The 22,344-nt window shown below is 59.1% G+C and carries 23 protein-coding genes; 8 read left to right on the forward strand and 15 right to left on the reverse strand.

The window, feature by feature from the left end:
• Nucleotides 1-80: 80 nt before the first annotated feature.
• Entirely contained in the window at nucleotides 81-1,268 is a 1,188-nt protein-coding gene (gene cfaB, locus ACIONG_RS10535; RefSeq protein ID WP_401298976.1) for a C17 cyclopropane fatty acid synthase CfaB, read from the forward strand.
• A 37-nt stretch (nucleotides 1,269-1,305) separates the two neighbouring features.
• On the opposite strand, the gene cls is transcribed toward cfaB, so the two are convergent.
• Nucleotides 1,306-2,745, reverse strand: coding sequence for a cardiolipin synthase (gene cls / locus ACIONG_RS10540; protein WP_103302786.1), 1,440 nt, complete (start codon nucleotides 2,743-2,745; stop codon nucleotides 1,306-1,308).
• Nucleotides 2,746-2,877: 132 nt separating this feature from the next.
• On the opposite strand from cls, the gene ACIONG_RS10545 reads away from it, so the two are divergent.
• Nucleotides 2,878-3,396: a DUF3617 domain-containing protein gene (locus ACIONG_RS10545; RefSeq protein WP_315444953.1), complete on the forward strand. Its 519-nt coding sequence runs from the start codon at nucleotides 2,878-2,880 to the stop codon at nucleotides 3,394-3,396.
• Nucleotides 3,397-3,476: 80 nt separating this feature from the next.
• Here ACIONG_RS10545 and ACIONG_RS10550 read toward each other — a convergent pair whose 3' ends face one another.
• From ACIONG_RS10550 to folE2, 6 genes are read right to left on the reverse strand one after another with little or no spacing between them, the layout of a single operon-like run.
• Entirely contained in the window at nucleotides 3,477-4,808 is a 1,332-nt protein-coding gene (locus ACIONG_RS10550; protein ID WP_401298981.1) for a dihydroorotase, read from the reverse strand.
• Between the two features lie 3 nt (nucleotides 4,809-4,811).
• A complete protein-coding gene (locus ACIONG_RS10555; protein WP_103302781.1) occupies nucleotides 4,812-5,372 on the reverse strand; it encodes a carbonate dehydratase in 561 nt (186 codons plus the stop codon).
• Nucleotides 5,369-6,244, reverse strand: coding sequence for a metal ABC transporter substrate-binding protein (locus ACIONG_RS10560; protein WP_401298985.1), 876 nt, complete (start codon nucleotides 6,242-6,244; stop codon nucleotides 5,369-5,371). Before ACIONG_RS10560 ends, ACIONG_RS10555 begins: the two co-directional genes overlap by 4 nt.
• A gap of 11 nt (nucleotides 6,245-6,255) precedes the next feature.
• On the reverse strand, nucleotides 6,256-7,119 hold the full coding sequence (locus tag ACIONG_RS10565) for a metal ABC transporter permease (RefSeq protein ID WP_401298988.1): 864 nt from the start codon (nucleotides 7,117-7,119) through the stop codon (nucleotides 6,256-6,258).
• Nucleotides 7,119-7,787 (reverse strand): metal ABC transporter ATP-binding protein, encoded by a 669-nt coding sequence (locus ACIONG_RS10570; RefSeq protein ID WP_213027036.1) that lies wholly within the window; start codon nucleotides 7,785-7,787, stop codon nucleotides 7,119-7,121. The genes ACIONG_RS10565 and ACIONG_RS10570 overlap by 1 nt, the downstream gene beginning before the upstream one ends.
• Nucleotides 7,784-8,680, reverse strand: coding sequence for a GTP cyclohydrolase FolE2 (gene folE2, locus ACIONG_RS10575; RefSeq protein WP_103302774.1), 897 nt, complete (start codon nucleotides 8,678-8,680; stop codon nucleotides 7,784-7,786). The genes ACIONG_RS10570 and folE2 overlap by 4 nt, the downstream gene beginning before the upstream one ends.
• A gap of 84 nt (nucleotides 8,681-8,764) precedes the next feature.
• Between folE2 and ACIONG_RS10580 the strand changes: the two genes are divergently transcribed.
• Nucleotides 8,765-9,967, forward strand: a complete 1,203-nt coding sequence (locus ACIONG_RS10580) for an N-acetylmuramoyl-L-alanine amidase (RefSeq protein WP_401298992.1) — start codon at nucleotides 8,765-8,767, stop codon at nucleotides 9,965-9,967.
• On the opposite strand, the gene ACIONG_RS10585 is transcribed toward ACIONG_RS10580, so the two are convergent.
• On the reverse strand, nucleotides 9,964-10,341 hold the full coding sequence (locus tag ACIONG_RS10585; RefSeq protein WP_315444961.1) for a glutamine synthetase: 378 nt from the start codon (nucleotides 10,339-10,341) through the stop codon (nucleotides 9,964-9,966). The genes ACIONG_RS10580 and ACIONG_RS10585 overlap by 4 nt on opposite strands.
• 225 nt (nucleotides 10,342-10,566) lie before the next feature.
• Here ACIONG_RS10585 and zigA point away from each other — a divergent pair, with 225 nt between their 5' ends.
• Together zigA and ACIONG_RS10595 are read left to right on the forward strand one after the other, a co-directional pair.
• A complete protein-coding gene (gene zigA / locus ACIONG_RS10590; RefSeq protein ID WP_401298996.1) occupies nucleotides 10,567-11,772 on the forward strand; it encodes a zinc metallochaperone GTPase ZigA in 1,206 nt (401 codons plus the stop codon).
• Nucleotides 11,772-12,422 (forward strand): DUF1826 domain-containing protein, encoded by a 651-nt coding sequence (locus tag ACIONG_RS10595; protein WP_401298999.1) that lies wholly within the window; start codon nucleotides 11,772-11,774, stop codon nucleotides 12,420-12,422. Before zigA ends, ACIONG_RS10595 begins: the two co-directional genes overlap by 1 nt.
• A 4-nt stretch (nucleotides 12,423-12,426) precedes the next feature.
• Here the strand turns inward: ACIONG_RS10595 and ACIONG_RS10600 are convergent, their stop codons facing one another.
• The gene (locus ACIONG_RS10600) at nucleotides 12,427-12,783 is read right to left on the reverse strand and encodes an NADH:ubiquinone oxidoreductase (protein WP_401299001.1); all 357 of its coding nucleotides are present in this window, start codon (nucleotides 12,781-12,783) and stop codon (nucleotides 12,427-12,429) included.
• Nucleotides 12,784-12,824: 41 nt separating this feature from the next.
• Here ACIONG_RS10600 and ACIONG_RS10605 point away from each other — a divergent pair, with 41 nt between their 5' ends.
• Nucleotides 12,825-13,796 carry a CobW family GTP-binding protein gene (locus ACIONG_RS10605; protein WP_401299003.1) on the forward strand — a complete coding sequence of 324 codons (972 nt, stop codon included), beginning with the start codon at nucleotides 12,825-12,827 and terminating at the stop codon, nucleotides 13,794-13,796.
• A gap of 1 nt (nucleotide 13,797) precedes the next feature.
• Here the strand turns inward: ACIONG_RS10605 and ACIONG_RS10610 are convergent, their stop codons facing one another.
• A complete protein-coding gene (locus ACIONG_RS10610) occupies nucleotides 13,798-14,211 on the reverse strand; it encodes a DUF3301 domain-containing protein (RefSeq protein ID WP_064389782.1) in 414 nt (137 codons plus the stop codon).
• A 117-nt stretch (nucleotides 14,212-14,328) separates the two neighbouring features.
• On the opposite strand from ACIONG_RS10610, the gene pdxY reads away from it, so the two are divergent.
• The gene (gene pdxY / locus ACIONG_RS10615) at nucleotides 14,329-15,201 is read left to right on the forward strand and encodes a pyridoxal kinase PdxY (protein ID WP_166221993.1); all 873 of its coding nucleotides are present in this window, start codon (nucleotides 14,329-14,331) and stop codon (nucleotides 15,199-15,201) included.
• A gap of 116 nt (nucleotides 15,202-15,317) precedes the next feature.
• Here the strand turns inward: pdxY and ACIONG_RS10620 are convergent, their stop codons facing one another.
• A complete protein-coding gene (locus tag ACIONG_RS10620) occupies nucleotides 15,318-15,800 on the reverse strand; it encodes an acyl-CoA thioesterase (protein ID WP_003229693.1) in 483 nt (160 codons plus the stop codon).
• Between the two features lie 280 nt (nucleotides 15,801-16,080).
• Here ACIONG_RS10620 and ACIONG_RS10625 point away from each other — a divergent pair, with 280 nt between their 5' ends.
• The gene (locus tag ACIONG_RS10625) at nucleotides 16,081-17,844 is read left to right on the forward strand and encodes a cation:proton antiporter (RefSeq protein ID WP_401299006.1); all 1,764 of its coding nucleotides are present in this window, start codon (nucleotides 16,081-16,083) and stop codon (nucleotides 17,842-17,844) included.
• A 21-nt stretch (nucleotides 17,845-17,865) separates the two neighbouring features.
• Here the strand turns inward: ACIONG_RS10625 and ACIONG_RS10630 are convergent, their stop codons facing one another.
• The 4 genes from ACIONG_RS10630 to uvrD form a co-directional block, all read right to left on the reverse strand.
• Nucleotides 17,866-18,273, reverse strand: a complete 408-nt coding sequence (locus tag ACIONG_RS10630; protein WP_007995855.1) for an SMI1/KNR4 family protein — start codon at nucleotides 18,271-18,273, stop codon at nucleotides 17,866-17,868.
• 138 nt (nucleotides 18,274-18,411) lie between these two features.
• On the reverse strand, nucleotides 18,412-19,287 hold the full coding sequence (locus ACIONG_RS10635) for a Tim44 domain-containing protein (protein ID WP_103302758.1): 876 nt from the start codon (nucleotides 19,285-19,287) through the stop codon (nucleotides 18,412-18,414).
• 177 nt (nucleotides 19,288-19,464) lie between these two features.
• Nucleotides 19,465-19,905: an EamA family transporter gene (locus ACIONG_RS10640; protein ID WP_401299075.1), complete on the reverse strand. Its 441-nt coding sequence runs from the start codon at nucleotides 19,903-19,905 to the stop codon at nucleotides 19,465-19,467.
• A 147-nt stretch (nucleotides 19,906-20,052) separates the two neighbouring features.
• Complete coding sequence (uvrD, locus tag ACIONG_RS10645; RefSeq protein WP_401299013.1) at nucleotides 20,053-22,236, reverse strand: DNA helicase II; 2,184 nt, start codon at nucleotides 22,234-22,236, stop codon at nucleotides 20,053-20,055.
• Between the last annotated feature and the right edge of the window lie 108 nt (nucleotides 22,237-22,344).

Raw genomic sequence — 22,344 nt, forward strand, 5'->3', positions numbered from 1 at the left:
GGCTGATCAAATCGATAGCCTGCTATTTTTCAAGGATGGTCTACCCTCAGATCTGACGTCTGAAACAAGGGGGATTTTCCATGCTCGCGCAACTTCCACCGGCCTTACAGAATCTGCAGCTTCCGCTTCGCCTGCGGCTCTGGGACGGCCATGAGTTCAATCTGGGCCCGACGCCCAGTGTCACCATCGTGGTGAAGGACCCGCAGATGGTCAGCCAGTTCACCCATCCAAGCCTGGATGCATTAGGGGCGGCGTTCGTTGAAGGCAAGCTCGAACTGGAGGGCTCGATCAGTGAGGTCATCCGGGTTTGCGACGAACTGAGTAATGCCTTGCTGGGTGAAGATGACGACACTCAACCTGTGCGTTCGGTCCACGACAAGGAAACCGACGCCAAAGCCATTTCCTATCACTACGACTTGTCCAACGCGTTCTACCAGCTCTGGCTGGACAGCGACATGGCGTATTCCTGTGCCTATTTCGAGACCGGCAGTGAATCGCTCGAACAGGCGCAGCAAGCCAAGTTCCGCCATTTGTGTCGCAAGCTGCGTTTACAGCCCGGCGACTATTTGCTGGATGTCGGCTGCGGCTGGGGCGGACTGGCGCGTTACGCCGCACGGGAATTCGGCGCCAAGGTGTTCGGCATCACCCTGAGCAAGGAACAACTGGAACTGGCGCGCGAGCGGGTCAAAGCTGAAGGCCTGGAAGATCAGGTCGAACTGCAGTTGCTCGACTACCGCGATCTGCCGCAGGACGGTCGATTCGATAAGGTGGTCAGCGTCGGCATGTTCGAACACGTCGGTCACGCCAACCTCGCCGAGTACTGCAAAACCCTGTTTGGCGCGGTGAAGGAGGGCGGTCTGGTGATGAATCACGGCATCACCGCCAAACACACCGATGGCCGCCCGGTGGGGCGTGGTGCCGGGGACTTCATCGAGAAATACGTATTCCCCAACGGTGAGCTGCCGCATCTGGCGATGATCTCGGCCGAAATCAGTGAAGCAGGGCTGGAGATCGTCGACGTCGAAAGTCTGCGTCTGCACTACGCGCGTACGCTGGATCATTGGAGCGAGCGGCTGGAAGATAACCTGGAAGCGGCGGGGAAACTGGTGCCCGATCAGGCGCTACGGATCTGGCGTCTGTACCTGGCCGGTTGCGCCTATGCGTTCGCACGTGGCTGGATCAATCTGCACCAGATCCTTGCGGTGAAGACGCACGCCGATGGCAGCCATGAACTGCCATGGACTCGCGACGACATCTATCACCCTTGACCCTTGATCACCTCTTTCCTTTCGGTAGAAAGGCGTTTCAAAGAATCGGTGAAATCAGCCGGGCGATCCGCATGCCGACCTGTTGCAGGCGGTGGATCTCCCGGCTTTCTTCTTTGGCGATCTCGTAGGATTGCTCGAAATCCTTGATGAGCATGTGTTCCACACTGGCGGCGAAGGCGCTATCGACGGTCAGCAGCATCACCTCGAAATTCAACCGGAACGAACGGTTGTCCAGGTTGGCGCTGCCAATGGCGCTGATCTCGCTGTCGATCAACACCACTTTCTGGTGCAGGAAACCGGGTTCGTAGCGGAACACCCGCACGCCGGCGCGAACCGCCTCAAAGGCGTAAAGGCTGGAGGCGGCGTAAACAATGCGGTGATCGGGCCGCGACGGCAGCAGCAAACGTACATCGACCCCGCGCAACACCGCCAGGCGTAAAGCGGCGAACACGGCTTCATCGGGAATGAAGTACGGGCTGGTGATCCACACCCGTTCCGTCGCCGCGTGGATGGCTTCGACGAAGAACAGCGAACAGGTTTCGTAGGCATCCGCCGGGCCACTGGCAAGCAATTGGCAGAGCACGCCGTCATCCGGGTATTCATCCGGCAGGATCAACGGTGGCAATGCACGGGCGGCCCAGAACCAGTCTTCGGCAAACGATTCCTGCATGCACGCCACTACCGGGCCGCGCACTTTTACGTGGGTGTCGCGCCAAGGTGCCAGTGGAGGCTTCTCGCCCATGTATTCATCGCCGACGTTGTGCCCGCCGACAAAACCGACCACGCCATCGACCACGACAATCTTGCGGTGATTACGGAAGTTGACCTGAAAGCGGTTGAGCCAGCCACTGCGCGTGGCGAACGCTTTGACCTCGACGCCGCCATCGCGTAACGCCTGCACATAACTGTGGGGCAGGGCGTGACTGCCAATGCGGTCGTAGAGCAAATGAATCGCCACGCCTTCGGCGGCTTTCTTCAACAGCAGGTCGCGCAGACGTTGGCCGAGTCGATCATCGTGGATGATGAAAAACTGGATGAGCACGGCTTCCTTCGCTTGGTCGATAGCGTGGAAGATTGCCTCGAACGTCGCGGTGCCGTTTACCAGCAATTGGACTTCGTTGTTGGCCAGACATGGCATGCGCCCCAGTTTCGGCATCGCACGTAGCGATGCGTAGGCTTTCGAGGCGCGAGCGGTCAGGGCTTCTTCCACCCAGGGACGCCAGTTCAGTTCGGAGATGGCCTGACGCATATGTTCGTTGGCCTGGCGGCGCGCCTTGATGTAACCATCGAAGGTGCTGCGGCCGAACACCAGATACGGAATAAGCGTCAGGTAAGGAATGAAGATCAGCGACAATGCCCAAGCGATCGAGCCTTGAGCCGTGCGCACGGTCAGCACCGCGTGAATCGCAGCGATCAAACCAAGGGTGTGTATCAGGGCGATCAAATAACCGAAAATGTGCGGTCCGAAATAATCCATGGGGCAGCCTTGCTCCTCAAGATTCAATGCCTTAACAGACCATGTTCTGTGGCGAATGTCGCTATTTAATTGGTGCATGAACCGAAGCAATCGGCCGACGTCTAACGGCCACTACTGATCAGGAGTTACTCGATGAACGTTCGTCTGCTGGGTTTGGCGCTGGGCCTGGGTTTGGCATTGCCGGTGATTGCGCAGGCGCAAATGCTGCAGCCGGGTCTGTGGGAAATGACCTCAAGCAATGTGAAGGTCGATGATCAGCCGATGGATGTGCAATCGATCCTTGGCCAGCTTCAGGGCCAGATGACCCCGCAGCAGCGGGCGGCGTTGGAGAAGAACGGTATCAATATCGGCGGCAAGGGGATCCGCGCTTGCCTGACACCTGAGCAAGTGGCGACCAACGATATTCCGCTGGCCGATCCGCAATCGGGTTGCAAGCAGCAGATCACCGAGCGCAGCGGCAACCAATGGAAGTTTCGTTTCAGCTGCCCGAAAGCGCAGGGTACGGGTGTAGCGACGTTCCTCAGCGATCGGGAGTTCACCACGGTCGCCAACGGTACGTTCAACGCGATCGGTATCAATCAGAAGGGCAGCCTGGAAACTCGCGCGGTGTGGTTGGGTCAGGATTGCGGCGCCGTCAAACCAAGAGCTTAAAAGCTTCGCGAGCAAGCCCGCTCCCACAGGTTCAGCGTGATCCTGTGGGAGCGGGCTTGCCCGCGAAGGCGTCAGTAAAATCAACGCATGAACCGCAGCGGCAATCCCCGACACCCATCATTCACGCGACCCTCGCGCCAGGCGATCTGCCCCGACACCAGCGTTGTGCTCACCCGATGCCGAAAGCTTCGACCCGCAAACGGTGTCCATCCGCATTGCGACAGTATCGGTTGTCGAGACACCTCCGACATCTGCGGTTGAACCAATACCAGATCTGCCCAATAGCCCTCGCGCAGATAACCACGATCCGGAATGGCAAACAGGTCCGCCACGCGGTGACTGGTCTTCGCCACCAGCGTAGTCAGCGGCACCACGCCATCCGCCACCAGTTCCAGTAACGCCGGCAGCGCATGCTGCACCAATGGCAAACCCGACGGCGCCTCGGCGTAGGGTCGCTGCTTTTCGGCCCAGGTATGCGGCGCGTGATCACTGCCGATCACATCCAGTCGATTGCTCAGTAATGCCTGTCGCAATGCATCGCGGTCGGCTTGGCTCTTGATCGCCGGATTGCATTTGATCAGGTTGCCGAGGTTTGGATAGTCGCGATCATCGAACAACAAATGGTGCAGGCAGACTTCTGCGGTGATGCGTTTTTGCGCCAGCGGTTTGTCCTCGAACAGTTCGAGTTCGCGAGCGGTGCTCAGGTGCAAAACGTGCAGGCGAGTGCCGTGACGTTTGGCCAGGTCCACGGCCAGCGAGGAGGAGCGATAACAGGTTTCAGCATTGCGAATCAGCGAATGCGCCTCTGGCGGCAAACGATCGCCGAACCGTTCACGCAGTCTGGCCGCATTGGTGTCGATGCTCGGCGTGTGTTCGCAGTGAGCCAGCAGGATCGTTGGTACTTCAGCAAACAGCCGTTCAAGAATTTGCGGTTCATCCACCAGCATGTTGCCGGTCGAGGCGCCCATGAATACTTTGACCCCGGCCACCTCACAAGGATTGAGCGCGGCCACAGTGTCGAGGTTGTTCTGGCTGACTCCGTAGTGGAAGCCGTAATTGGCCACCGAACTGATTGCCGCTCGGCGCTTCTTGTCGGCCAGTGCTTCGAGGGTGAGAGTCGCCGGATGGGTATTGGGCATGTCCATGAAACTGGTGATACCCCCCGCGACTGCCGCGCGCGATTCGGTATGAATGCTGCCCTTGGCCGGCGCGCCGGGTTCGCGGAAATGCACCTGGTCATCGATCATGCCCGGCAGCAGCCATTGGCCGCCGGCATCGATTTCCACGCTCGCGTTTTCGCCTTCGATACTGCGGGCAATCTTGACGATGCGACCGTTGCTGACCAATAGATCGCTGTCGAACTCCCGTCCCTCGTTGACCAGCCGTGCGTTGCGGATCAGCACACTGCTCATGGTTCAGAACTCGTTCTGCAAGGCTTTGTAGCCGCGCACCAGATCGACATTGGTTCGCGCCACGTCTTCGGAAAACTCCGAGGCACTGACACTCACCGGCGGGAATAACGAGAGGTCGGTGTTCGGGCCAATGCGCGTAGTGGAGGGTACGTAGAACGCATCCGGCAAGTCGCGCCCGTCGACCACCGAGTTGTGGCGTACCACACAACCATTGCCGACTACGCAATTGAACAACACGCTGTTGAAGCCGATGAATACTCGGTCGCCGACCACGCAGGGGCCGTGCACGATCGAGCGGTGGGCGATGGACGTGTATTGGCCAATGGTCACCGCCGCGCCGGACTTGGAATGGATGACCACGCCGTCCTGAATGTTCGAATTGGCGCCGATGGTGATTGGCTCCATCTCGCCAGTCGCGTCGACTTCGTCGGCGCGGATAACCGCGTAGGGGCCGACGAAAACGTTTTCGCCGATCAGCACTTTGCCGCAGATGATCGCGGTTTTATCGACGTAGGCCGACTCGGCAATTTGCGGCAGATCGCCTGAAGGATTTTTGCGGATCATGGTTGGCTCAGCGCGTCGTAAAGGGTGTTGAGGTTGTATTCGAACAGCCCGGTGAAGGTGCTGGCCGGGCCGCTGGCAGCCAGGGCATCGGAGTAGAGCGTGCCGCCAATGTGTGCGCCGCTTTCGTCGGCGATCTGTTTGAGCAGGCGCGCGTCCTTGATGTTTTCCATGAACACCGCTTTGACGTTGGCCTGACGGATCTGGGTAATCAGCGCCGCCACTTCCGCCGCTGACGGTTCACGCTCGGTGGACAATCCTTGCGGTGCCATGAAGTCGATGCCGTACGCCTGACCGAGGTAACCGAAGGCATCGTGGCTGGTGACGATCTTGCGATTGCCCGGCGGCAGCGAACCTAGTTTGGCCTTGGCTTCGGCGAGCAGGGCGTAGATCTGCTTCAAATAGGATTGGCTGTTGCGCTCGTAGTCCGCCTTGTTCGCCGGGTCGGCGGTGATCAGCGCCTTGGTGATGTTGGCGATGTACAACTCGGCGTTGGCCAGATTGTGCCAGGCATGTGGATCGGGAACGGTTTCGCCGTCCTCATCCAGCGAACGCGGAATCACGCCATGGCTGGCACTGATGATGACGGCTTTGGTTTCAGTGCTGGTTACCAGACGATCAAGCCAGGGTTCAAAACCCAAACCGTTCTTGAAGATCAATTTGGCCTTGAGCAACGCTTTGGCGTCGTCCGGCGTCGGTTCGTAGGTGTGCGCGTCAGCGTCCCGGCCGACCAGATTGGTGATCTGAATGTGCTCGCCGCCGACGTGATGAACCATATCGGCGAGGATGCTGAAACTGGTGACCACTGGCAATTTCTCCGCCGCCGACAACGACATCGACAGCATCAGGCTGAACAGCACGAGTAGAACACGCATCGGGAAACACCTCATTGGGATGTGAGCAACGGTGGGCGGCGCAGCAGCCCATGTACCGGTCCGAACACCACGGACAGCAGATAACCAACGCCGGCTACCAATACGATGGCCGGGCCGCTGGGTAGCGAGTAATAGAAAGACAGCAACAAGCCGAGCCACACCGACAAGCAGCCGAGGAGGGCGGCGATGGCAATCAGGATCGGCAAGCGTCGACTCCAGAAACGTGAGGCAGCGGCGGGTAGCATCATCAATCCGACGACCATGAGCGCGCCGATTGCCTGGAATCCGATCACCAGATTCAGTACGACCAGGGTCAGGAACACGCCGTGGGCGAGTGGGCCGAGGCGGCTGACCGTTCGCAGGAACAGTGGATCGAGAGTGTCGAGCAGCAGCGGTTTGTAGATAAACATCATGGCAATCAAGCTGAATGCCGAGACCCACAACATGCCGGTGAGGGTCGGGCCATCGACGGCCAATGCTGAGCCGAACAACAGGTGCAGCAGGTCGAGGCGTTTACCGGCCATACCCAGAATCAACACACCGCAGGCCAGCGATATGGGATAGATCGCCGCCAGGCTTGCGTCTTCACGCAGGCCGGTACGGCGGGTAATCCATGCAGCGAGGCCGGCCATGCTCAGGCCTGCTCCGAGACCGCCGAGTGTCAGCGCCGGCAAACTCAGGCCGGCGAACCAAAAGCCAAGTGCTGCTCCGGGGAGGATGCCGTGGGCGACGGCGTCACCAATCAGGCTCATGCGCCGCAGGATCAAGAACACCCCGAGCGGCGCAGTGCTGCAGGCCAACACCAGGCCGCCAAGCAATGCGCGACGCATGAAGACGAACTCGTAGAACGGTTGCCACAGGGTGACAGTGAGCATCAGGCCACCTGCATGTGCGGGGATTGCTGGATGAGTTCTGCGCTCGCGCCGTAAACGCAAATTCGGTTTTTGATCAGCAACGTTTTCGGGATGTGTTGGCGAACGGCGGCGAGGTCATGGCAGACCAAGACCAGCGTTCGTCCTTCGGCGTGCCAGGCGTGGATGTGTTGCCACAGGAGCTGTTGACCCAGTTCATCGAGTGCGGCGTGGGGTTCGTCGAGGAGCAGCACAGGCGAGTCGGTCAGGCTCAATCGCGCGAGGAGCGCGCGTTGTAGTTCACCACCGGACAGCGCCATCAGCGGGCGATTGTCGAGGCCATTCAGGTGCCAGGCTTCCAATGCCGCGGCGAGGCGCTGGGCACGCAATTGGGTGGAAAGTCTGCGACCCCAGAATCCCGCGGCAACCAGTTCCTGAAGGCTGATCGGGAATTGACGATCCAGATGCTGTTGTTGTGGGAGGAAGGACACACCACTTTGACGTGGAACACTCAGGGTGACCTGTCCTGCCAAGGGTTTTTGCAGTCCGGCAATGACTTTCAGCAGGCTGCTTTTGCCACAACCATTGGCTCCGATGATTGCCGTCAGACTGCCGCTTTCAAGCTCAAGGGTCAGAGGCGAAGTGAGTGCTTGGCCGGGTGCGCCCCAGCTCAGGTCCTGGCAGCGAATCATGCTAGCTCCCGGTGCCAGGTGCTTTCCGCGACAGCGTCATGGGCATGGAGGCTTTCGGCGTGAATCACTCGCAGGTGGAGTGCGCTGACTCCCGGGGAGCGGCGTAGCGCGAGATTCAATCGGCGTGCGGCGTCTTCGCAGAACATCAGGTTCTGCCCATTGGCCAAGGCGAAGGCTTGTTCGTCCGCACGTTTCACCGCTGTTTGTACGGCGGTGCCGAGCGCTGCTTCAGCGTCGTTGATGATCGTGCTCAGCGGCAACTCGTCTATAAATTCGTCGAGGTGCACGTGCAGTTGGGCGGTGCTGCGTTGACTGTGTGGCGTGGCAACAATGCCTTGGGACGAGCCTAGCCAGGTTAGAACTTCGGCATGTTGCAGTGGCTTATTGGCGAAATCATTGATGAATTGTTGCTGGATCAATTGTCTCGCCAAGGCTGCTGAGCATGGACAAGTTGAAGAGTATGGCACCTCGATTTTGAGTTCCACGTGGAACACTGTGTTTTTCAGGCTGGCTGAAATGATCGCGGGGTAGGACTTCCACCCAGCCAGAGGACTGACCATCGCCGGCCTTTTCAGCAGCAAATTGGTATGAATATTCAGGTAGGCGTTAGTGGATAAACCATGGTGGCTGTCGAGGAAAAACTGGAGAAGTCGGCGCAATAGAGCAGGGCGGAGGTTCTCCTCCTCAAGGGCTTCCAAAGCCAGATACAGGCGCGACATGTGAATACCGCGCGCTTCACCATCGTCAAGGCTCACGCCTGCATCAGCCTTCGCGGTCAAGCGTTGGCCATCTAACAAGACCGGTAGCGCTATGCCGCACATGCCCACCCATTCGAGCGGCAAGGCTTGGCGAGCAGATTGTGCGGCGATATCCGGGAGTGTCAGCGAATTCATGTTCGGAACCATCGTGTTGATTGAATTGAATGTTACATTATAACAATTCAAATCACGATGCCTTTTTCATGAACAGGCTTTCATATGCACAGACGTCATTTGCTCACTCTGATTCTAGCCAGCGCCGCCTTCGCTTTACCTATAAGTGGCTCCGCGACACAAATCCGCCAAGCGAGGTTCTGGCGCTCCGATAAAAAGCTTCGGTTGGTGTTCGATTTAAGCGCACCTGTTCGATACAAGGCGTTCAGCCTCAGCGCACCAGAGCGGCTTATTATTGATTTGAGCGGTGCAACGCTCAGTGGAGATTTGAGCCAACTGGCTCTCAACGACACGGTGATTCGTACGATTCGATCAGGGCAAACGGGGCTGGGCGACACCCGTATCGTTCTCGATCTGAGGATTCCAGTGCTGGTTAACAGCTTCCTGTTGGCCCCTCAGGATGGTCAAGGTCATCGTCTGGTTCTGGATCTGGTCAGCGCAAAACAAGAGTCGACAGTCGCAATGGTTCCACGTGAAACACCTGCGATTAAGGTCCATCGAAAGCGCGACATCATTGTGGTTGTCGATCCTGGCCATGGCGGCAAAGATCCCGGCGCAGTTGGTGCGAAAGGTGAGCGTGAGAAGGACGTTGTACTTTCAATCGCTCAGATGCTCGCCAAGCGCCTGAAAAAAGAGAAGGGCTTTGACGTAAAACTAGTGCGAAACGACGACTTTTTTGTGCCCTTGCGCAAGCGGGTGGAGATTGCCCGTCAGCATAAGGCTGACCTGTTTATCTCCGTGCATGCTGACGCAGCGCCGCGACTGACGGCCTCAGGCGCATCGGTTTACTGCCTCTCCGAAGGTGGTGCGACATCGGCGACTGCGCGGTTCATGGCGCAGCGCGAGAACGGTGCGGATTTGCTTGGCGCAACAAGTCTGCTCAACCTCAAAGACAAGGATCCGATGCTTGCGGGTGTCATCCTCGACATGTCGATGAACGCCACCATTGCTGCCAGTTTGCAGCTTGGCAGCAACATTCTGGAGAGTCTGGCGGGGATTACCACACTGCATCAGAAGCGTGTGGAACAGGCAGGATTTGCAGTGCTCAAGTCACCCGATGTGCCATCGATCCTGGTGGAAACCGGCTTCATTTCCAATGCTCGCGACAGTCAACGTTTAGTCACCAAGAGACATCAGCAGGCCATTGCGGACGGGTTGTACGAGGGCTTGCAGCGCTACTTTCAGAAAAATCCGCCAATCGACAGCTTTCTGGCCTGGCAGCAGGAGCAGCCCAAAAGCCTGGTTTAGCAGCCGCTAATCCGGCTACAGGTAAATTTTGCGCTACTGCCTCCCGAGCTGGAGAAACGATTGATCGTCGTCCAACCCACGCGTCGGGTGTAGCCCACCCAGGCTTCACCGTCGGAGGCGATACCGGTGAAGAACGTCAGTTGGCCGAAGCGGCTGTTGGTTTGTGCCCAATAGCGTTGGCCGTTCTTCTCGAAACCTCGCAGGTAGAGCGTACTGCCAACAGTGTTGACGCTGTAGGCATTGCCGTCGACATCCATGCAGGCCAGCAGATTGGCGCTACGCGTGCAGGTGGCGGGCGCAGGATTTTTCCCCCAGGCGCTAGCGGCTGTTAACAACGCCAGACTCAATATTGAGCATTTCAGCGCTTCTTTCATGACATTTCCTGAGCGGCGTATTGATCGCAGCTTCCGACTCTTGGTCGTGAAGAGCAAGGGCGGGGCTGGCTAATTCACATTGTTATACTATAACATCAATTTGAACTGAGCCTGATTCGGTCGATTTCAAGCGTTTAGCTTCATGCGAATCCATTGTCTGAAGCCCAAAAACGTCCAGCGCTACGCAAAAGCGCAGATCGGCTGCCACCTGTAGAGGATTACCCAATGTCAGCCGCACTGCCTGTGACCGTTCTTTCCGGATTTTTGGGCGCCGGAAAAAGTACACTTTTGAATTACGTACTACGTAATCGGCAAGGGCTGCGTGTGGCAGTCATCGTCAACGATATGAGCGAGATCAATATCGATGGCAGCGAAGTTCAGCGTGATGTAAGCCTGAACCGCGCTGAAGAAAAGCTTGTGGAAATGAGTAATGGCTGTATCTGCTGTACGTTACGCGAAGACTTGCTTGAAGAAGTCAGCAAACTGGCCCGCGATGGACGATTCGATTACTTGTTGATCGAATCCACCGGCATCTCCGAGCCGCTGCCGGTCGCGGAGACCTTCACCTTCCGCGATGAGCAGGGCCAAAGCCTCGCCGATATCGCCCGGCTGGACACCATGGTCACTGTAGTCGACGGGGTGAATTTCCTCCTCGACTATCAGGCCGCAGAAAGTCTCGCCTCCCGCGGGGAAGTCCTTGGCGAAGAGGACGAACGCTCCATCACCGACTTGTTGATCGAGCAAATCGAATTCGCCGATGTACTGCTGATCAGCAAGATCGATTTGATCAGCCAGCGGGAGCGTGAAGAACTGGTCGCCATTCTCAAGCGCCTCAACGCCCACGCCGAAATCATCCCGATGGTGATGGGGGAGGTACCGCTGGAGAGCATTATCAATACCGGCCGTTTCGACTTCGAGAAAGCCGCACAAGCGCCGGGTTGGTTAAAGGAATTGCGCGGTGCGCACATCCCGGAAACCGACGAGTACGGCATCGCATCCACTGCTTATCGCGCGCGCCGACCCTTTCACCCGCAACGCTTCTTCAACTTCATCGACCGCCCGTGGCTCAACGGCAAATTGCTGCGCTCCAAAGGTTTTTTCTGGCTGGCCAGCAAGCCGAATGACGCCGGCAGTTGGTCGCAGGCCGGCGGTTTGATGCGTCATGGTTTTGCCGGGCGTTGGTGGCGTTTTGTGCCAAAAGACCAGTGGCCGCAAGATCAGGAAAGCACCCTGGCGATCATGGAAAACTGGACGCCGAGCGTCGGAGATTGTCGTCAGGAGCTGGTGTTCATCGGCCAGAACATCAATTTCCCTCAGCTCTCAGGCGAACTCGATGATTGCCTGCTGACCGACGAGGAAATGGCGCTCGGTGTGGAAGGCTGGCGGTCGCTGCCGGATCCGTTTGGCCCTTGGCACGCAGAGGTGGCCTGATGCTCGCGTTGAAAATGCTCCACGACCGTACGCGTCATCAGCATCAAGGCAATACGCCAAAAGCACTGATACGGATTCTTGAAGATGACGTAAACCTCGCCATATGGCAGCGTCAATTGCCGCTGCACATCGCCGACTTTGCCAGTTTGCTGCTGTCACTCAACGTACCCTTGGCCGAGTCGCTGTGCCTGGAGATCAATGACGAAGACGCCGATCCTGATCTCACTGGGCTGGCCACAAGCTTCCGCGAACTGGAGGGCTACGAAGGCTTTATCGCTGACTTGAAATGGCTGGTCGGCGCGTTCGCCTGCCTGCTCGGTGCGCGACGCATTGGCCTGCGCTTGCGCGTGCTGGATAAGGCCATGTGCCCGCGTTTCCACGTCGACCATGTTCCGGTGCGGCTGATCACGACCTATGCGGGCATTGGCAGTGAATGGCTCAAGGAAGGTGCAATGGATCGTCGTCAGCTTGGCCAGGCAAACGCCGAGCCGCACGAGCCCCGGCAGATTCAGCGACTCAAGAGTGGCGAAGTGGCGCTATTGAAAGGCGAAAAATGGCACGGCAACGAAGGTTTCGGGCTGATCCACCGCTCGCCGCAATTGGCACCCGGCGAGCGTCGGTTGATGCTGACCCTTGACTGGCTCGGCTAGCGCTTCAAGGCTTGAGCCACGCGCCTTGGCTCTGACTTTCGCAATACGGCTTCAAGTAGGCCGCATCGGTGGCGACGCCGTAATAGTGGATATCCTGGCGATAGGGCATATTGGCGACTTGGGCGTTGCTGCACACGCCAAATGCCCCGCTCGGGCATTGATCGACGTACTGCACGTCGACCTTTTGCCCGGCCAGCGTTGGCTGACAGAAGCCGTCGTTAAACAGTTTTTCCGGGATGTTGCGGTTCTGCTGGCAGACTTTGACGTCGAGCCGTTCGCCTTGGCTATGCACCACGCAGGCCTGGGCCAGGACTTCGCTCGACACCAGCAGCAACAGCAACGACCATCCGTTTAAACGCATCTTCGACCCCCTCAGAAACTCTCCTCAGACAAGTGCCAGCCATGTTGCAGAACATTCCTACCCATGTCATCGCAGGCCCGCTGGGCGCTGGCAAGACCAGCCTGATTCGCCAGCTCATGGCGCAACGGCCGGCGGATGAGCGCTGGGCGGTGCTGATCAACGAGTTCGGTCAGATCGGCCTCGATGCCGCGCTGCTGACCAGCGACGGCGATGGTATCGCACTGGGCGAAGTGGCCGGGGGCTGTTTGTGTTGCGTGAATGGTGCGCCGTTTCAGATCGGCCTTGGACGGTTGCTGCGCAAAGCCAGGCCGCATCGGCTGTTTATAGAACCGTCCGGACTGGGCCATCCTGCGCAATTGCTCAAGCAACTGAGCGAGGCGCCATGGCTGGGTGTACTGACGGTTCAGCCGTGTGTTTTGGTACTGGATGCTCAAGCACTCCAGGCGGGTAAACCGTTGCCGGCAGCTCAACAGCAAGCATTGGCCAGCGCCGGTTTGCTGTTGCTGAACAAGGCTGAAAATCTGGATGAAGCCGCCCGACAGACGATATCCAGTCAGTTGCCGCCAGTCAGGCAGATCTGGACACAGCAGGCACAACTGTCAGTGAGCGAATTGCCGGGGTTGGCCATTCGAGCGGTGGCAGCTGTGGATAACCGGATCATGCCAAACGGTGCCGCGCCAATGCCGGCGCTCTGGAGCGACCCGACGCTGCCGATTTGTCTGAGTCAGGCGCAGGAGGGCGGATGGAGTGTCGGTTGGCGCTGGCATCCGAGCCAGACATTCGATCGACAAAGCCTCGACGATTGGCTCAGCGGTCTTACCTGGAACAGAGCGAAAATGGTTATCCACAGCACCGATGGCTGGACGTCAGCCAATGCTCTGGATAACGCAGCGCTCATTTGGCAAATCAGTGAATGGCGCAAGGACTCACGGATCGAACTGATTTTCGCCGATCCACAGAGCATCGCCGAGTTGCAGGCCGGGTTGGCGCAGTGCCGGATTCAGCCGAGCTGATTCACGGCTTCCACTTGGTGTGTTCCTGCCGCCACTGACTCAGCTCGATCACCTCGGCCCGGGGCTTGTGCACCTCGACCACTGGCGGCGTATCGTCGAACGGTGCCGGGTAGGGCGCTAGCTCGATCTGCGCACTGTGCGCGCCAAACTGGGTGATGGTGCCGTTGTGACGGGTCTCGCCGGTCACGGTGAACTCGAAGTTGTACACCCGCGCCAGACGTCGACGGCCGTTGGCGTCCTTGATGAAACCGATTTTCTTCAGCGCCACGTTGCCGTCGAGCAGCTCGACACGCACGTTCAGGCAATGCTGCTTGACCCGTTCCAGCGCCCGCTCGCGCAAACCATGGTTGTGCCACAACCAGGCGCCGGCAGCGGCGAACAGCATCAGCACGAAGATGTTTTCGAGGGTCAGCATCAACAAGGGACTCCAAAAGATAGCGTCAGCTTAACTGCGTCGCCGGTCTGTCGTACAGGCTGCGTTTCGTCGCATACTGCGCGGCTTGAATTTCAATCGTTTTACGGAAAAACCCGAATGAAACGTACGCCTCATCTGCTCGCCATCCAGTCCCATGTGGTGTTCGGCCACGCCGGCAACAGCGCTGCGGTTTTTCCGATGCAGCGCGTCGGGGTGAATGTCTGGCCACTCAACACCGTGCAGTTTTCCAACCACACGCAGTACGGCCAATGGGCGGGCGAAGTGCTGCCGCCGCAGCAGATTCCCGAATTGATCGAAGGCATCGCGGCCATCGGCGAGCTGGGCAACTGCGACGCGGTGCTGTCCGGCTATCTCGGCAGCGCGGCGCAGGGCCGGGCGATTCTCAGTGGTGTGGCGCGCATCAAAGCGGTCAATCCCAAGGCTTTGTATCTGTGCGATCCGGTGATGGGGCATCCGGAGAAGGGTTGCAGTGTGCCCGCCGAAGTCAGCGACTTTCTGTTGGACGAGGCGGCCGCCGTGGCGGACTTCATGTGCCCGAATCAACTGGAGCTGGACAGCTTCTCCGGGCGCAAGCCGCAGTCGCTGTTCGATTGCCTGGCGATGGCGCGGGCGCTACTGGCGCGTGGGCCGAAAGCCGTGCTGGTCAAGCATCTGGATTACCCGGGCAAGCCGGCGGATGGTTTCGAGATGTTGTTGGTAACCGCCGAGGGCAGTTGGCATCTGCGTCGCCCGCTGCTGGCATTTCCGCGTCAGCCGGTGGGCGTGGGCGACCTGACGTCCGGATTGTTCCTGGCGCGGGTTTTACTGGGCGACAGTCTGGTCGCTGCGTTCGAATTCACGGCGGCGGCAGTGCATGAAGTGCTGCTGGAGACTCAGGCGTGCGCCAGTTATGAGCTGCAACTGGTGCGGGCGCAGGATCGGATTGCGCATCCGCGGGTGAAGTTCGAGGCGACCGCGATCAGTCTGTAAGACCGCGTTACCCCATTCGCGAGCAGGCTCGCTCCCACATTTGGTTTTGTGTACGCCACCGATCCTATGTGGGAGCGAGCCTGCTCGCGAAAGCTTTCGTCAGAGCGCTACCAATCTCAGGCGTCGCCCTTGATCTCCTGATAGCGCTTTTCCAGCTCCTGGCGAATCTGTCGGCGCTGCTGAGCCTGCATGTAGCGGCGTTTGTCTTCACTGTTTTGCGGTTGCAGCGGCGGCACGGCGGCCGGTTTGCGCTGGTCATCCACCGCGACCATGGTGAAGAAACAGCTATTGGTGTGGCGCACCGAGCGCTCGCGGATGTTTTCCGTCACCACTTTGATGCCGACCTCCATCGAGGTATTGCCGGTGTAGTTGACCGACGCGAGGAAGGTCACCAGTTCGCCAACATGAATCGGCTCGCGGAAAATCACCTGATCCACCGACAGCGTCACCACGTAGCGGCCGGCATAACGGCTCGCGCAGGCGTAGGCCACTTCGTCGAGGTATTTGAGCAGGGTGCCGCCGTGGACATTGCCAGAGAAGTTGGCCATGTCGGGGGTCATCAGTACCGTCATCGACAGCTGGGCGTTTCCGGGTTCCATAACGTTCTCACGGATCAAGGCTGGTTTGCTGGAAGCGCCTCTGCGGGCGCCTGGTCGCTTTTCAAAAGCACCGTTATCGGGACGCCGGGCGACTGGCCGCCGTCACGCCGGGATCGATCTGTTTCCATATATTGCACCGCCTTTCAGGCGTAAGTCGCGGTGTTACCCTGCAAAAGCCCACCCCAAGGGCAATTCCCACACGAAAAGCGGATTTTTACCCTGCTCGCTCAGATCTTTCTGACGCCTGACTGCGAGCCTCGTCATTCAAGGAGCCCACGCCATGCATGCCATCAGTTTTATTCAGGACCTGGCAGTGATCATGTTGGTCGCGGGTGTGGTGACTGTCCTGTTTCACCGTTTCAAGCAGCCGGTGGTGCTGGGCTACATCGTCGCGGGATTCATCATCGGCCCGCACACCCCGCCATTCGGCCTGATCCACGATGAAGAAACCATCAAGACCCTCGCCGAGCTGGGGGTGATCTTCCTGATGTTCTGTCTCGGGCTGGAGTTCAGCCTGCGCAAGCTGTTCAAGGTCGGCGCCACGGCGTTTATTGCGGCGTTCCTCGAAATCGTCCTGATGATCTGGATTGGCTATGAAATAGGTCGCTGGTTCGACTGGAACACCATGGATTCGCTGTTCCTCGGCGCAATTCTGGCGATCTCCTCGACCACCATCATCGTCAAGGCGCTCAATGATCTGAAGATGAAGAACGAGCGTTTTGCGCAGTTGATCTTCGGCGTGCTGATCGTCGAGGACATTCTCGGCATCGGCATCATCGCTTTGCTCTCGAGCATCGCGGTCAGCGGCACCGTCAGTTCCGGCGAAGTGTTCTCCACGGTGGGCAAGTTGTCGCTGTTCATGATCGTCGCACTGGTCATCGGCATTCTGCTGGTGCCACGTTTGCTGGCCTACGTCGCCAAATTCGAAAGCAACGAGATGTTGCTGATCACCGTGCTGGGCCTGTGTTTCGGCTTCTGCCTGCTGGTGGTCAAGCTCGAATACAGCATGGTGCTGGGCGCGTTCCTGATCGGCGCGATCATGGCCGAGTCGCGGCAACTGCTGAAGATCGAGCGGCTGATCGAGCCGGTGCGTGACCTGTTCAGCGCGATTTTCTTTGTCGCCATCGGCCTGATGCTCGACCCGATGATTCTTCTCCAGTACGCGTGGCCGATTGCGGTCATCACTGTAGCGGTGGTGCTTGGCAAGATGCTGTCCTGCGGGCTCGGTGCGTTTATCGCCGGCAATGACGGACGCACCTCACTGCGGGTAGGGATGGGGCTGTCACAGATTGGCGAATTTTCCTTCATCATCGCCGCGCTCGGGATGACTTTGCAGGTCACCAGCAACTTCCTCTATCCGGTGGCCGTGGCGGTGTCGGTCATCACCACGCTGCTGACGCCTTACCTCATTCGCGCGGCTGACCCGCTGTCGATCAAGCTGTCCGCCGCAATGCCTAAGCGTCTCGGGCGTGTGTTCGGGATGTATGGCGAGTGGCTGCGCAGCATCCAGCCGCAAGGCGAAGGCGCCATGCTGGCGTCGATGATCCGGCGGATCCTGTTGCAGGTGGGGGTCAATCTGGCGCTGGTGATTGCGATCTTCTTCGCCGGAGCGTACTTCGCAGAACGCATCTCGCTGTCGCTGCACGACTGGATCAACGATCCGAGCTGGCAGAAGGCGCTGATCTGGGGCGGGGCGTTGCTGGTATCGTTGCCGTTCCTGATCGCCGCCTATCGCAAGCTCAAGGCGTTGTCGATGCTGCTGGCCGAGATGGGCGTGAAGCCGGAGATGGCCGGAAGGCACACGCAGCGAGTGCGCCGGGTGATCTCCGAGGTGATCCCGATTCTCTCGCTGCTGGTGATTTTCCTGCTGCTGGCAGCCTTGTCGGCCAGTATTCTGCCGACCAACAAGTTGCTCGTGCTGATCGCCGTGGTCGCGGCCGCCGTGGCGGCGCTGCTCTGGCGCTGGTTCATCCGCGTGCACACGCGGATGCAGGTGGCTTTGCTGGAAACCCTCGACAATCACAAGGAGTCGTCGGGGCATTGACCACCCGGGGCGTTTGGCAAATCAGCTTTCCAGCCAGACGTCCCGCGCCCAGTGCCACACCGATTCCCAGGATTCTTCGGTGATCAGCTCTTCTTCGCCGGACCACAGCACCACGGTGCCGTCTTCTTCGACACAGTAATAGTTGTCGCCGTCCTGGCAGATCGGGATCAGATCGCGCGGCACGCCGGCGTCCCAGGCATTCGCTGCCACATCCGGCAAATAGGTATGCGATTGCGGGTCGGTGACAGTCACCGGCTCCAGGCTGCCGTAAACCACGTCGCTGACGGTCAGCAAAAACTCTTTGAAGACGAACGGAATGTTGATGAAGAGTTCTTCTTCGACTTCCACCAGTTGGTCTTCGTCAGGCAACTCCAATGGAACCGGTACGGGTTCGTTGGCTTCGCGCAGTTGTTCGATGATTTCTTCCACGTCCGGGATCCTCTTGCTTGAATGGCGCGGTTTATATGGGCCGGTTTATACAGTAGCTCGCTATAGATGCAACCGCGAAATAGAAAAACCCCGGACAAGTCCGGGGTTTTCTTTAACCGTTGCCTGGCGCAGAAGGGATCAACCGTTCTGGCGGATACCGGCCACCAGCCAAGGCTGGTTCTCGCCTTGCGGACGTTCCATGTTCCAGCTTTCGCTGAAGACTTCGCCCTGGTCGAAACGCGAGGTCTTCGACACACCGCTGAAGGTCAGGGTGGCAATAGTCTTGTCGGCACGGTCATCCACGCCGTCCAGTTGAACCTGAAGGTTGTCGATGTAGGTCGACTGGAAGCCGTCGCCCAGATCCGCACGCTCACGCTTGAGGAACTCAAGCATTTGCGGAGTCACGAACTCGGCGATCTTGTCCATTTCGTTAGCGTCCCAGTGTTGCTGCAGCGACTGGAAGTGGCTGCGCGCAGCGGCCAGGAAGTTCTGTTCGTTGAACCAGGCTGGCGCGTTGATTACCGGACGGGCGGCAGCCGGAGCAGCCGAACCACCGAAGATAGAACCCATGCCAGCAGGCTTCTGCTCGAATGCCTCACGCTGCATCGGCGCGCCGGCCGGAGCCAGGTGCTCCTGTTGCTTGCGTCGACGAGCGGCGATGAAGCGGAAGATCACGAACGCGATCAGGGCCATGATCAGGATGTCGAAAATCTGCATGCCCTGGAAGCCGCCACCCATGAACATGGAAGCAAGCAGGCCACCGGCGGCGATGCCGGCCAGAGGGCCGAGCCATTTCGAAGCGCCGCCAGCCTTGGCAGCAGCACCGGCGGCACCGGCAGCACCCGCGGTCGCCGCAGCACCGCCCATGCCTGGAGAAGAAGGAGCCATCTGGCTGGTCTGGTGCGTCGGCGCAGCGCCGGCGCTTTTGCCACCACCAAAGCGCTTGGCATTGGCGTCGAGGCTCATCGTCAGGCCGATGCACAACGCCATGGCGATGCTAAGAAAACGTTTCATAAAGGGAATTCCCGTTTGTGGAGACACGCGCGCCATGTTGCACAGCTCAAGTGGCACTGGCTAGCGAGAGAGTGTTTCGGGCTTTTGCCTGACAGCTTACGTTCAGCTCGGTCGCGGCAATAGGACCCTGTACTTTTGTCTGTAGGAAAAAGGGATAGGTTCAGCGGGAAATGTTGCCTAGCGACGAAACGCCAGCATCACCACGCCGGCAGTGATCAAGCCGATACCGCCCCATTGGCGCAGATCGAGTTTCTCACCCAGCAACATCACGCCAAGTACCGCCACCAACACCACACTGAGCTTGTCCACCGGAGCGACCAGTGAAGCCGGACCCACCTTTAACGCGCGGAAGTAGCACAGCCACGAAGCGCCGGTGCCCAGACCGGACAGCAACAGGAACAGATAGCTCTTGGCGGATATCGATCCCAATGACTGATATTGGCCCGTGGCGTACAGAATCAAGGCCAGACTGACGAGTACCACGATGGTGCGCAGCAGGGTGGCGAAATCGGAATTGACGTTTTCGATGCCGACTTTGGCGAAGATCGCCGTCAAAGCAGCGAAAGTCGCCGAGAGCAGGGCCCAGAATGTCCAGGAAGAAAAGAAGCCTGAGCCCATGGTGTTGCCTCCAGTGTTCATGTGCGATCGTTCTCACGCTCTGCGTGGTAACGCCGCCATGGATGCTCCGCGTCCACAGTGACGCGGAGCGTCACGGGATGCATTCCCACGCCGAGCGTGGGAACGATGAGCAACGACGGGCTGCCTTTAGATCGCTTCCAGCTTCGCGTACCCCAGCATCAGCCACTTGCTGCCTTCGCTGAAGTTCACCTGCACCCGCGCCTGTGCACCCGCACCTTCGAAGTTGAGGATAACGCCGTCACCGAAGATCGAGTGACGAACGGTTTGCCCAAGGCTGAACCCCGTTTCCGGAATCTCGCTGCCGCTGAACAGGTTGCTGCCGCTCATCGACTGATTGCCGCCGAACGGTCGGCTGACGCTGTTCGACAGGCGTACTTCCTGAATCAGACCTTTCGGCACTTCGCGCACGAAACGCGAGACCTTGTTGTAGGTTTCGCTGCCGTACAGGCGTCGGGTTTCAGCATATGTCATCACCAGATTCTGCATCGCCCGGGTGATGCCCACGTAGGCCAGGCGCCGCTCTTCCTCGAGACGGCCAGGTTCTTCCAGGCTCATCTTGTGCGGGAACAAGCCTTCTTCCATGCCCACGAGGAACACGTAAGGGAATTCCAGGCCTTTGGCGCTGTGCAGCGTCATCAACTGAATGCTGTCTTCGTGCTCGTCAGCCTGCGTGTCGCCGGCTTCCAGCGAAGCGTGGCCGAGGAAGGCCGCCAGTGGCGTCAGCTCTTCGTCGTCTTCGGTATTCTCGAAGTTGCGCGCGGCGCTGACCAGTTCCTCAAGGTTTTCTACCCGGGCCTGGCCTTTCTCGCCTTTTTCCGCTTCGTGATAGGCGATCAGGCCGGATTGCTCGATGACGGTTTGCGTCATCAAATGCAGCGGCATCTCCATGCACTTGGCGGCGAGGTTCTCGATCAGTTCGATAAAAGCACCCAGCGCACCGGCGGCGCGACCGGTCAGGCCTTTATTGGCGACCAGTTGGCGCATCGCTTCCCACATCGACACATCGCTGTGGCGTGCATGGTCGCGGATCGCTTCGACGGTTTTTTCACCAATACCACGGGCCGGCACGTTGATCACCCGTTCCAGCGCGGCATCGTTGCCGCGACCTTCGAGCAAGCGCAGGTAGGCCATGGCGTTCTTGATTTCCGCGCGCTCGAAGAAGCGCTGGCCGCCATAGATGCGGTAGGGAATGCGCTCACGCAGCAAGGCTTCTTCCAGAACGCGCGACTGGGCGTTGGAGCGGTACAGAATCGCGATATCGCTACGAGCCAAGCCGGTTTTCAGCGCGCTTTCGATGGTTTCGACAACGTAGCGTGCTTCGTCGTGTTCGTTGAACGCGGCGTACAGATTGATCGCTTCGCCATCGCCGCCATCGGTCCACAGCTCTTTGCCGAGACGACCGGTGTTATTGGCGATCAGAGCGTTGGCGGCTTTGAGAATGCCAGCGGTGGAGCGGTAGTTCTGCTCCAGGCGAATGGTCACCGAATCCGGGAAGTCGGACGAGTACTGATGAATGTTCTCGATTTTCGCGCCGCGCCAACCGTAGATCGACTGGTCGTCGTCGCCGACCACCATCAGGCTGTCGCCACCCTTGCCGAGCAGACGCAACCAGGCGTACTGCACGGCGTTGGTGTCCTGGAACTCGTCCACCAGAATGTGCCGGAAACGCTTTTGATAATGCGCCAGCATGCCCGGGTGATCGCGCCACAGATCGAGGGCGCGCAGCAGCAGTTCGGAGAAATCGATGACGCCGGCACGCTGACACGCGGCCTCGTAGGCCTCATAGATGCCGCGCATGGTCGCCAGATACAAATCGCCGCTGGCTTGAATGTGTTTGGGACGCAGACCTTCGTCTTTCTGCCCGTTGATGAACCACTGGGCCTGACGGGCCGGCCAGCGCTGTTCGTCGAGGCCCAGCTCGCGGATCACCCGCTTGACCAGGCGTTGCTGGTCATCGCTGTCGAGAATCTGGAAGGTCTGGCTCAGCCCGGCCTCCTGCCAGTGCGCCCGCAGCAAGCGGTGCGCCAGGCCGTGGAAGGTGCCGACCCACATGCCGGCCGGGTTGATACCCAGCAACTGCTCGATGCGATGACGCATCTCGGCAGCGGCCTTGTTGGTGAAGGTCACCGACAATATGGAGTGGGGCGAGGCGTTTTCGACCTGGATCAACCAGGCGATACGGTGCACCAGCACTCGGGTTTTACCGGAGCCAGCACCGGCCAGGACCAACTGACGGCCAACGGGGGCGGCTACGGCCTGGCGTTGGGCATCGTTGAGAGAGTTCAGCAGAAGGGAGAGATCATCGCGCATCGGGGCATTCTAGGGTGCGCCGCAGGCCCGGGCAAACCGAGCTTTGCATTAGCCGATGAAAGTGCTGCCGATGACGACCGGTCGGTCACCGGCTACAGGCGTTGGTCC

Origin of the sequence: Pseudomonas sp. NPDC087817 (assembly GCF_044742875.1) — a bacterium.
Taxonomy (GTDB): Bacteria; Pseudomonadota; Gammaproteobacteria; order Pseudomonadales; family Pseudomonadaceae; genus Aquipseudomonas.

What these genes read in the sequence shown, in the direction of transcription:
- cfaB (WP_401298976.1), top strand. Translation starts at nt 81, where the DNA reads ATGCTCGCGCAACTTCCACCGGCCTTACAGAATCTGCAGCTTCCGCTT.
- uvrD (WP_401299013.1), bottom strand. Translation starts at nt 22,236, where the DNA reads ATGCGCGATGATCTCTCCCTTCTGCTGAACTCTCTCAACGATGCCCAA.
- zigA (WP_401298996.1), top strand. Translation starts at nt 10,567, where the DNA reads ATGTCAGCCGCACTGCCTGTGACCGTTCTTTCCGGATTTTTGGGCGCC.
- ACIONG_RS10610 (WP_064389782.1), bottom strand. Translation starts at nt 14,211, where the DNA reads ATGCTGACCCTCGAAAACATCTTCGTGCTGATGCTGTTCGCCGCTGCC.
- ACIONG_RS10555 (WP_103302781.1), bottom strand. Translation starts at nt 5,372, where the DNA reads ATGATCCGCAAAAATCCTTCAGGCGATCTGCCGCAAATTGCCGAGTCG.
- ACIONG_RS10565 (WP_401298988.1), bottom strand. Translation starts at nt 7,119, where the DNA reads ATGCTCACTGTCACCCTGTGGCAACCGTTCTACGAGTTCGTCTTCATG.
- ACIONG_RS10625 (WP_401299006.1), top strand. Translation starts at nt 16,081, where the DNA reads ATGCATGCCATCAGTTTTATTCAGGACCTGGCAGTGATCATGTTGGTC.
- cls (WP_103302786.1), bottom strand. Translation starts at nt 2,745, where the DNA reads ATGGATTATTTCGGACCGCACATTTTCGGTTATTTGATCGCCCTGATA.
- ACIONG_RS10570 (WP_213027036.1), bottom strand. Translation starts at nt 7,787, where the DNA reads ATGATTCGCTGCCAGGACCTGAGCTGGGGCGCACCCGGCCAAGCACTC.
- folE2 (WP_103302774.1), bottom strand. Translation starts at nt 8,680, where the DNA reads ATGAATTCGCTGACACTCCCGGATATCGCCGCACAATCTGCTCGCCAA.
- ACIONG_RS10550 (WP_401298981.1), bottom strand. Translation starts at nt 4,808, where the DNA reads ATGAGCAGTGTGCTGATCCGCAACGCACGGCTGGTCAACGAGGGACGG.
- ACIONG_RS10560 (WP_401298985.1), bottom strand. Translation starts at nt 6,244, where the DNA reads ATGCGTGTTCTACTCGTGCTGTTCAGCCTGATGCTGTCGATGTCGTTG.
- ACIONG_RS10640 (WP_401299075.1), bottom strand. Translation starts at nt 19,905, where the DNA reads ATGGGCTCAGGCTTCTTTTCTTCCTGGACATTCTGGGCCCTGCTCTCG.
- ACIONG_RS10595 (WP_401298999.1), top strand. Translation starts at nt 11,772, where the DNA reads ATGCTCGCGTTGAAAATGCTCCACGACCGTACGCGTCATCAGCATCAA.
- ACIONG_RS10580 (WP_401298992.1), top strand. Translation starts at nt 8,765, where the DNA reads ATGCACAGACGTCATTTGCTCACTCTGATTCTAGCCAGCGCCGCCTTC.
- ACIONG_RS10600 (WP_401299001.1), bottom strand. Translation starts at nt 12,783, where the DNA reads ATGCGTTTAAACGGATGGTCGTTGCTGTTGCTGCTGGTGTCGAGCGAA.
- ACIONG_RS10635 (WP_103302758.1), bottom strand. Translation starts at nt 19,287, where the DNA reads ATGAAACGTTTTCTTAGCATCGCCATGGCGTTGTGCATCGGCCTGACG.
- ACIONG_RS10605 (WP_401299003.1), top strand. Translation starts at nt 12,825, where the DNA reads ATGTTGCAGAACATTCCTACCCATGTCATCGCAGGCCCGCTGGGCGCT.
- ACIONG_RS10620 (WP_003229693.1), bottom strand. Translation starts at nt 15,800, where the DNA reads ATGGAACCCGGAAACGCCCAGCTGTCGATGACGGTACTGATGACCCCC.
- pdxY (WP_166221993.1), top strand. Translation starts at nt 14,329, where the DNA reads ATGAAACGTACGCCTCATCTGCTCGCCATCCAGTCCCATGTGGTGTTC.
- ACIONG_RS10545 (WP_315444953.1), top strand. Translation starts at nt 2,878, where the DNA reads ATGAACGTTCGTCTGCTGGGTTTGGCGCTGGGCCTGGGTTTGGCATTG.
- ACIONG_RS10585 (WP_315444961.1), bottom strand. Translation starts at nt 10,341, where the DNA reads ATGAAAGAAGCGCTGAAATGCTCAATATTGAGTCTGGCGTTGTTAACA.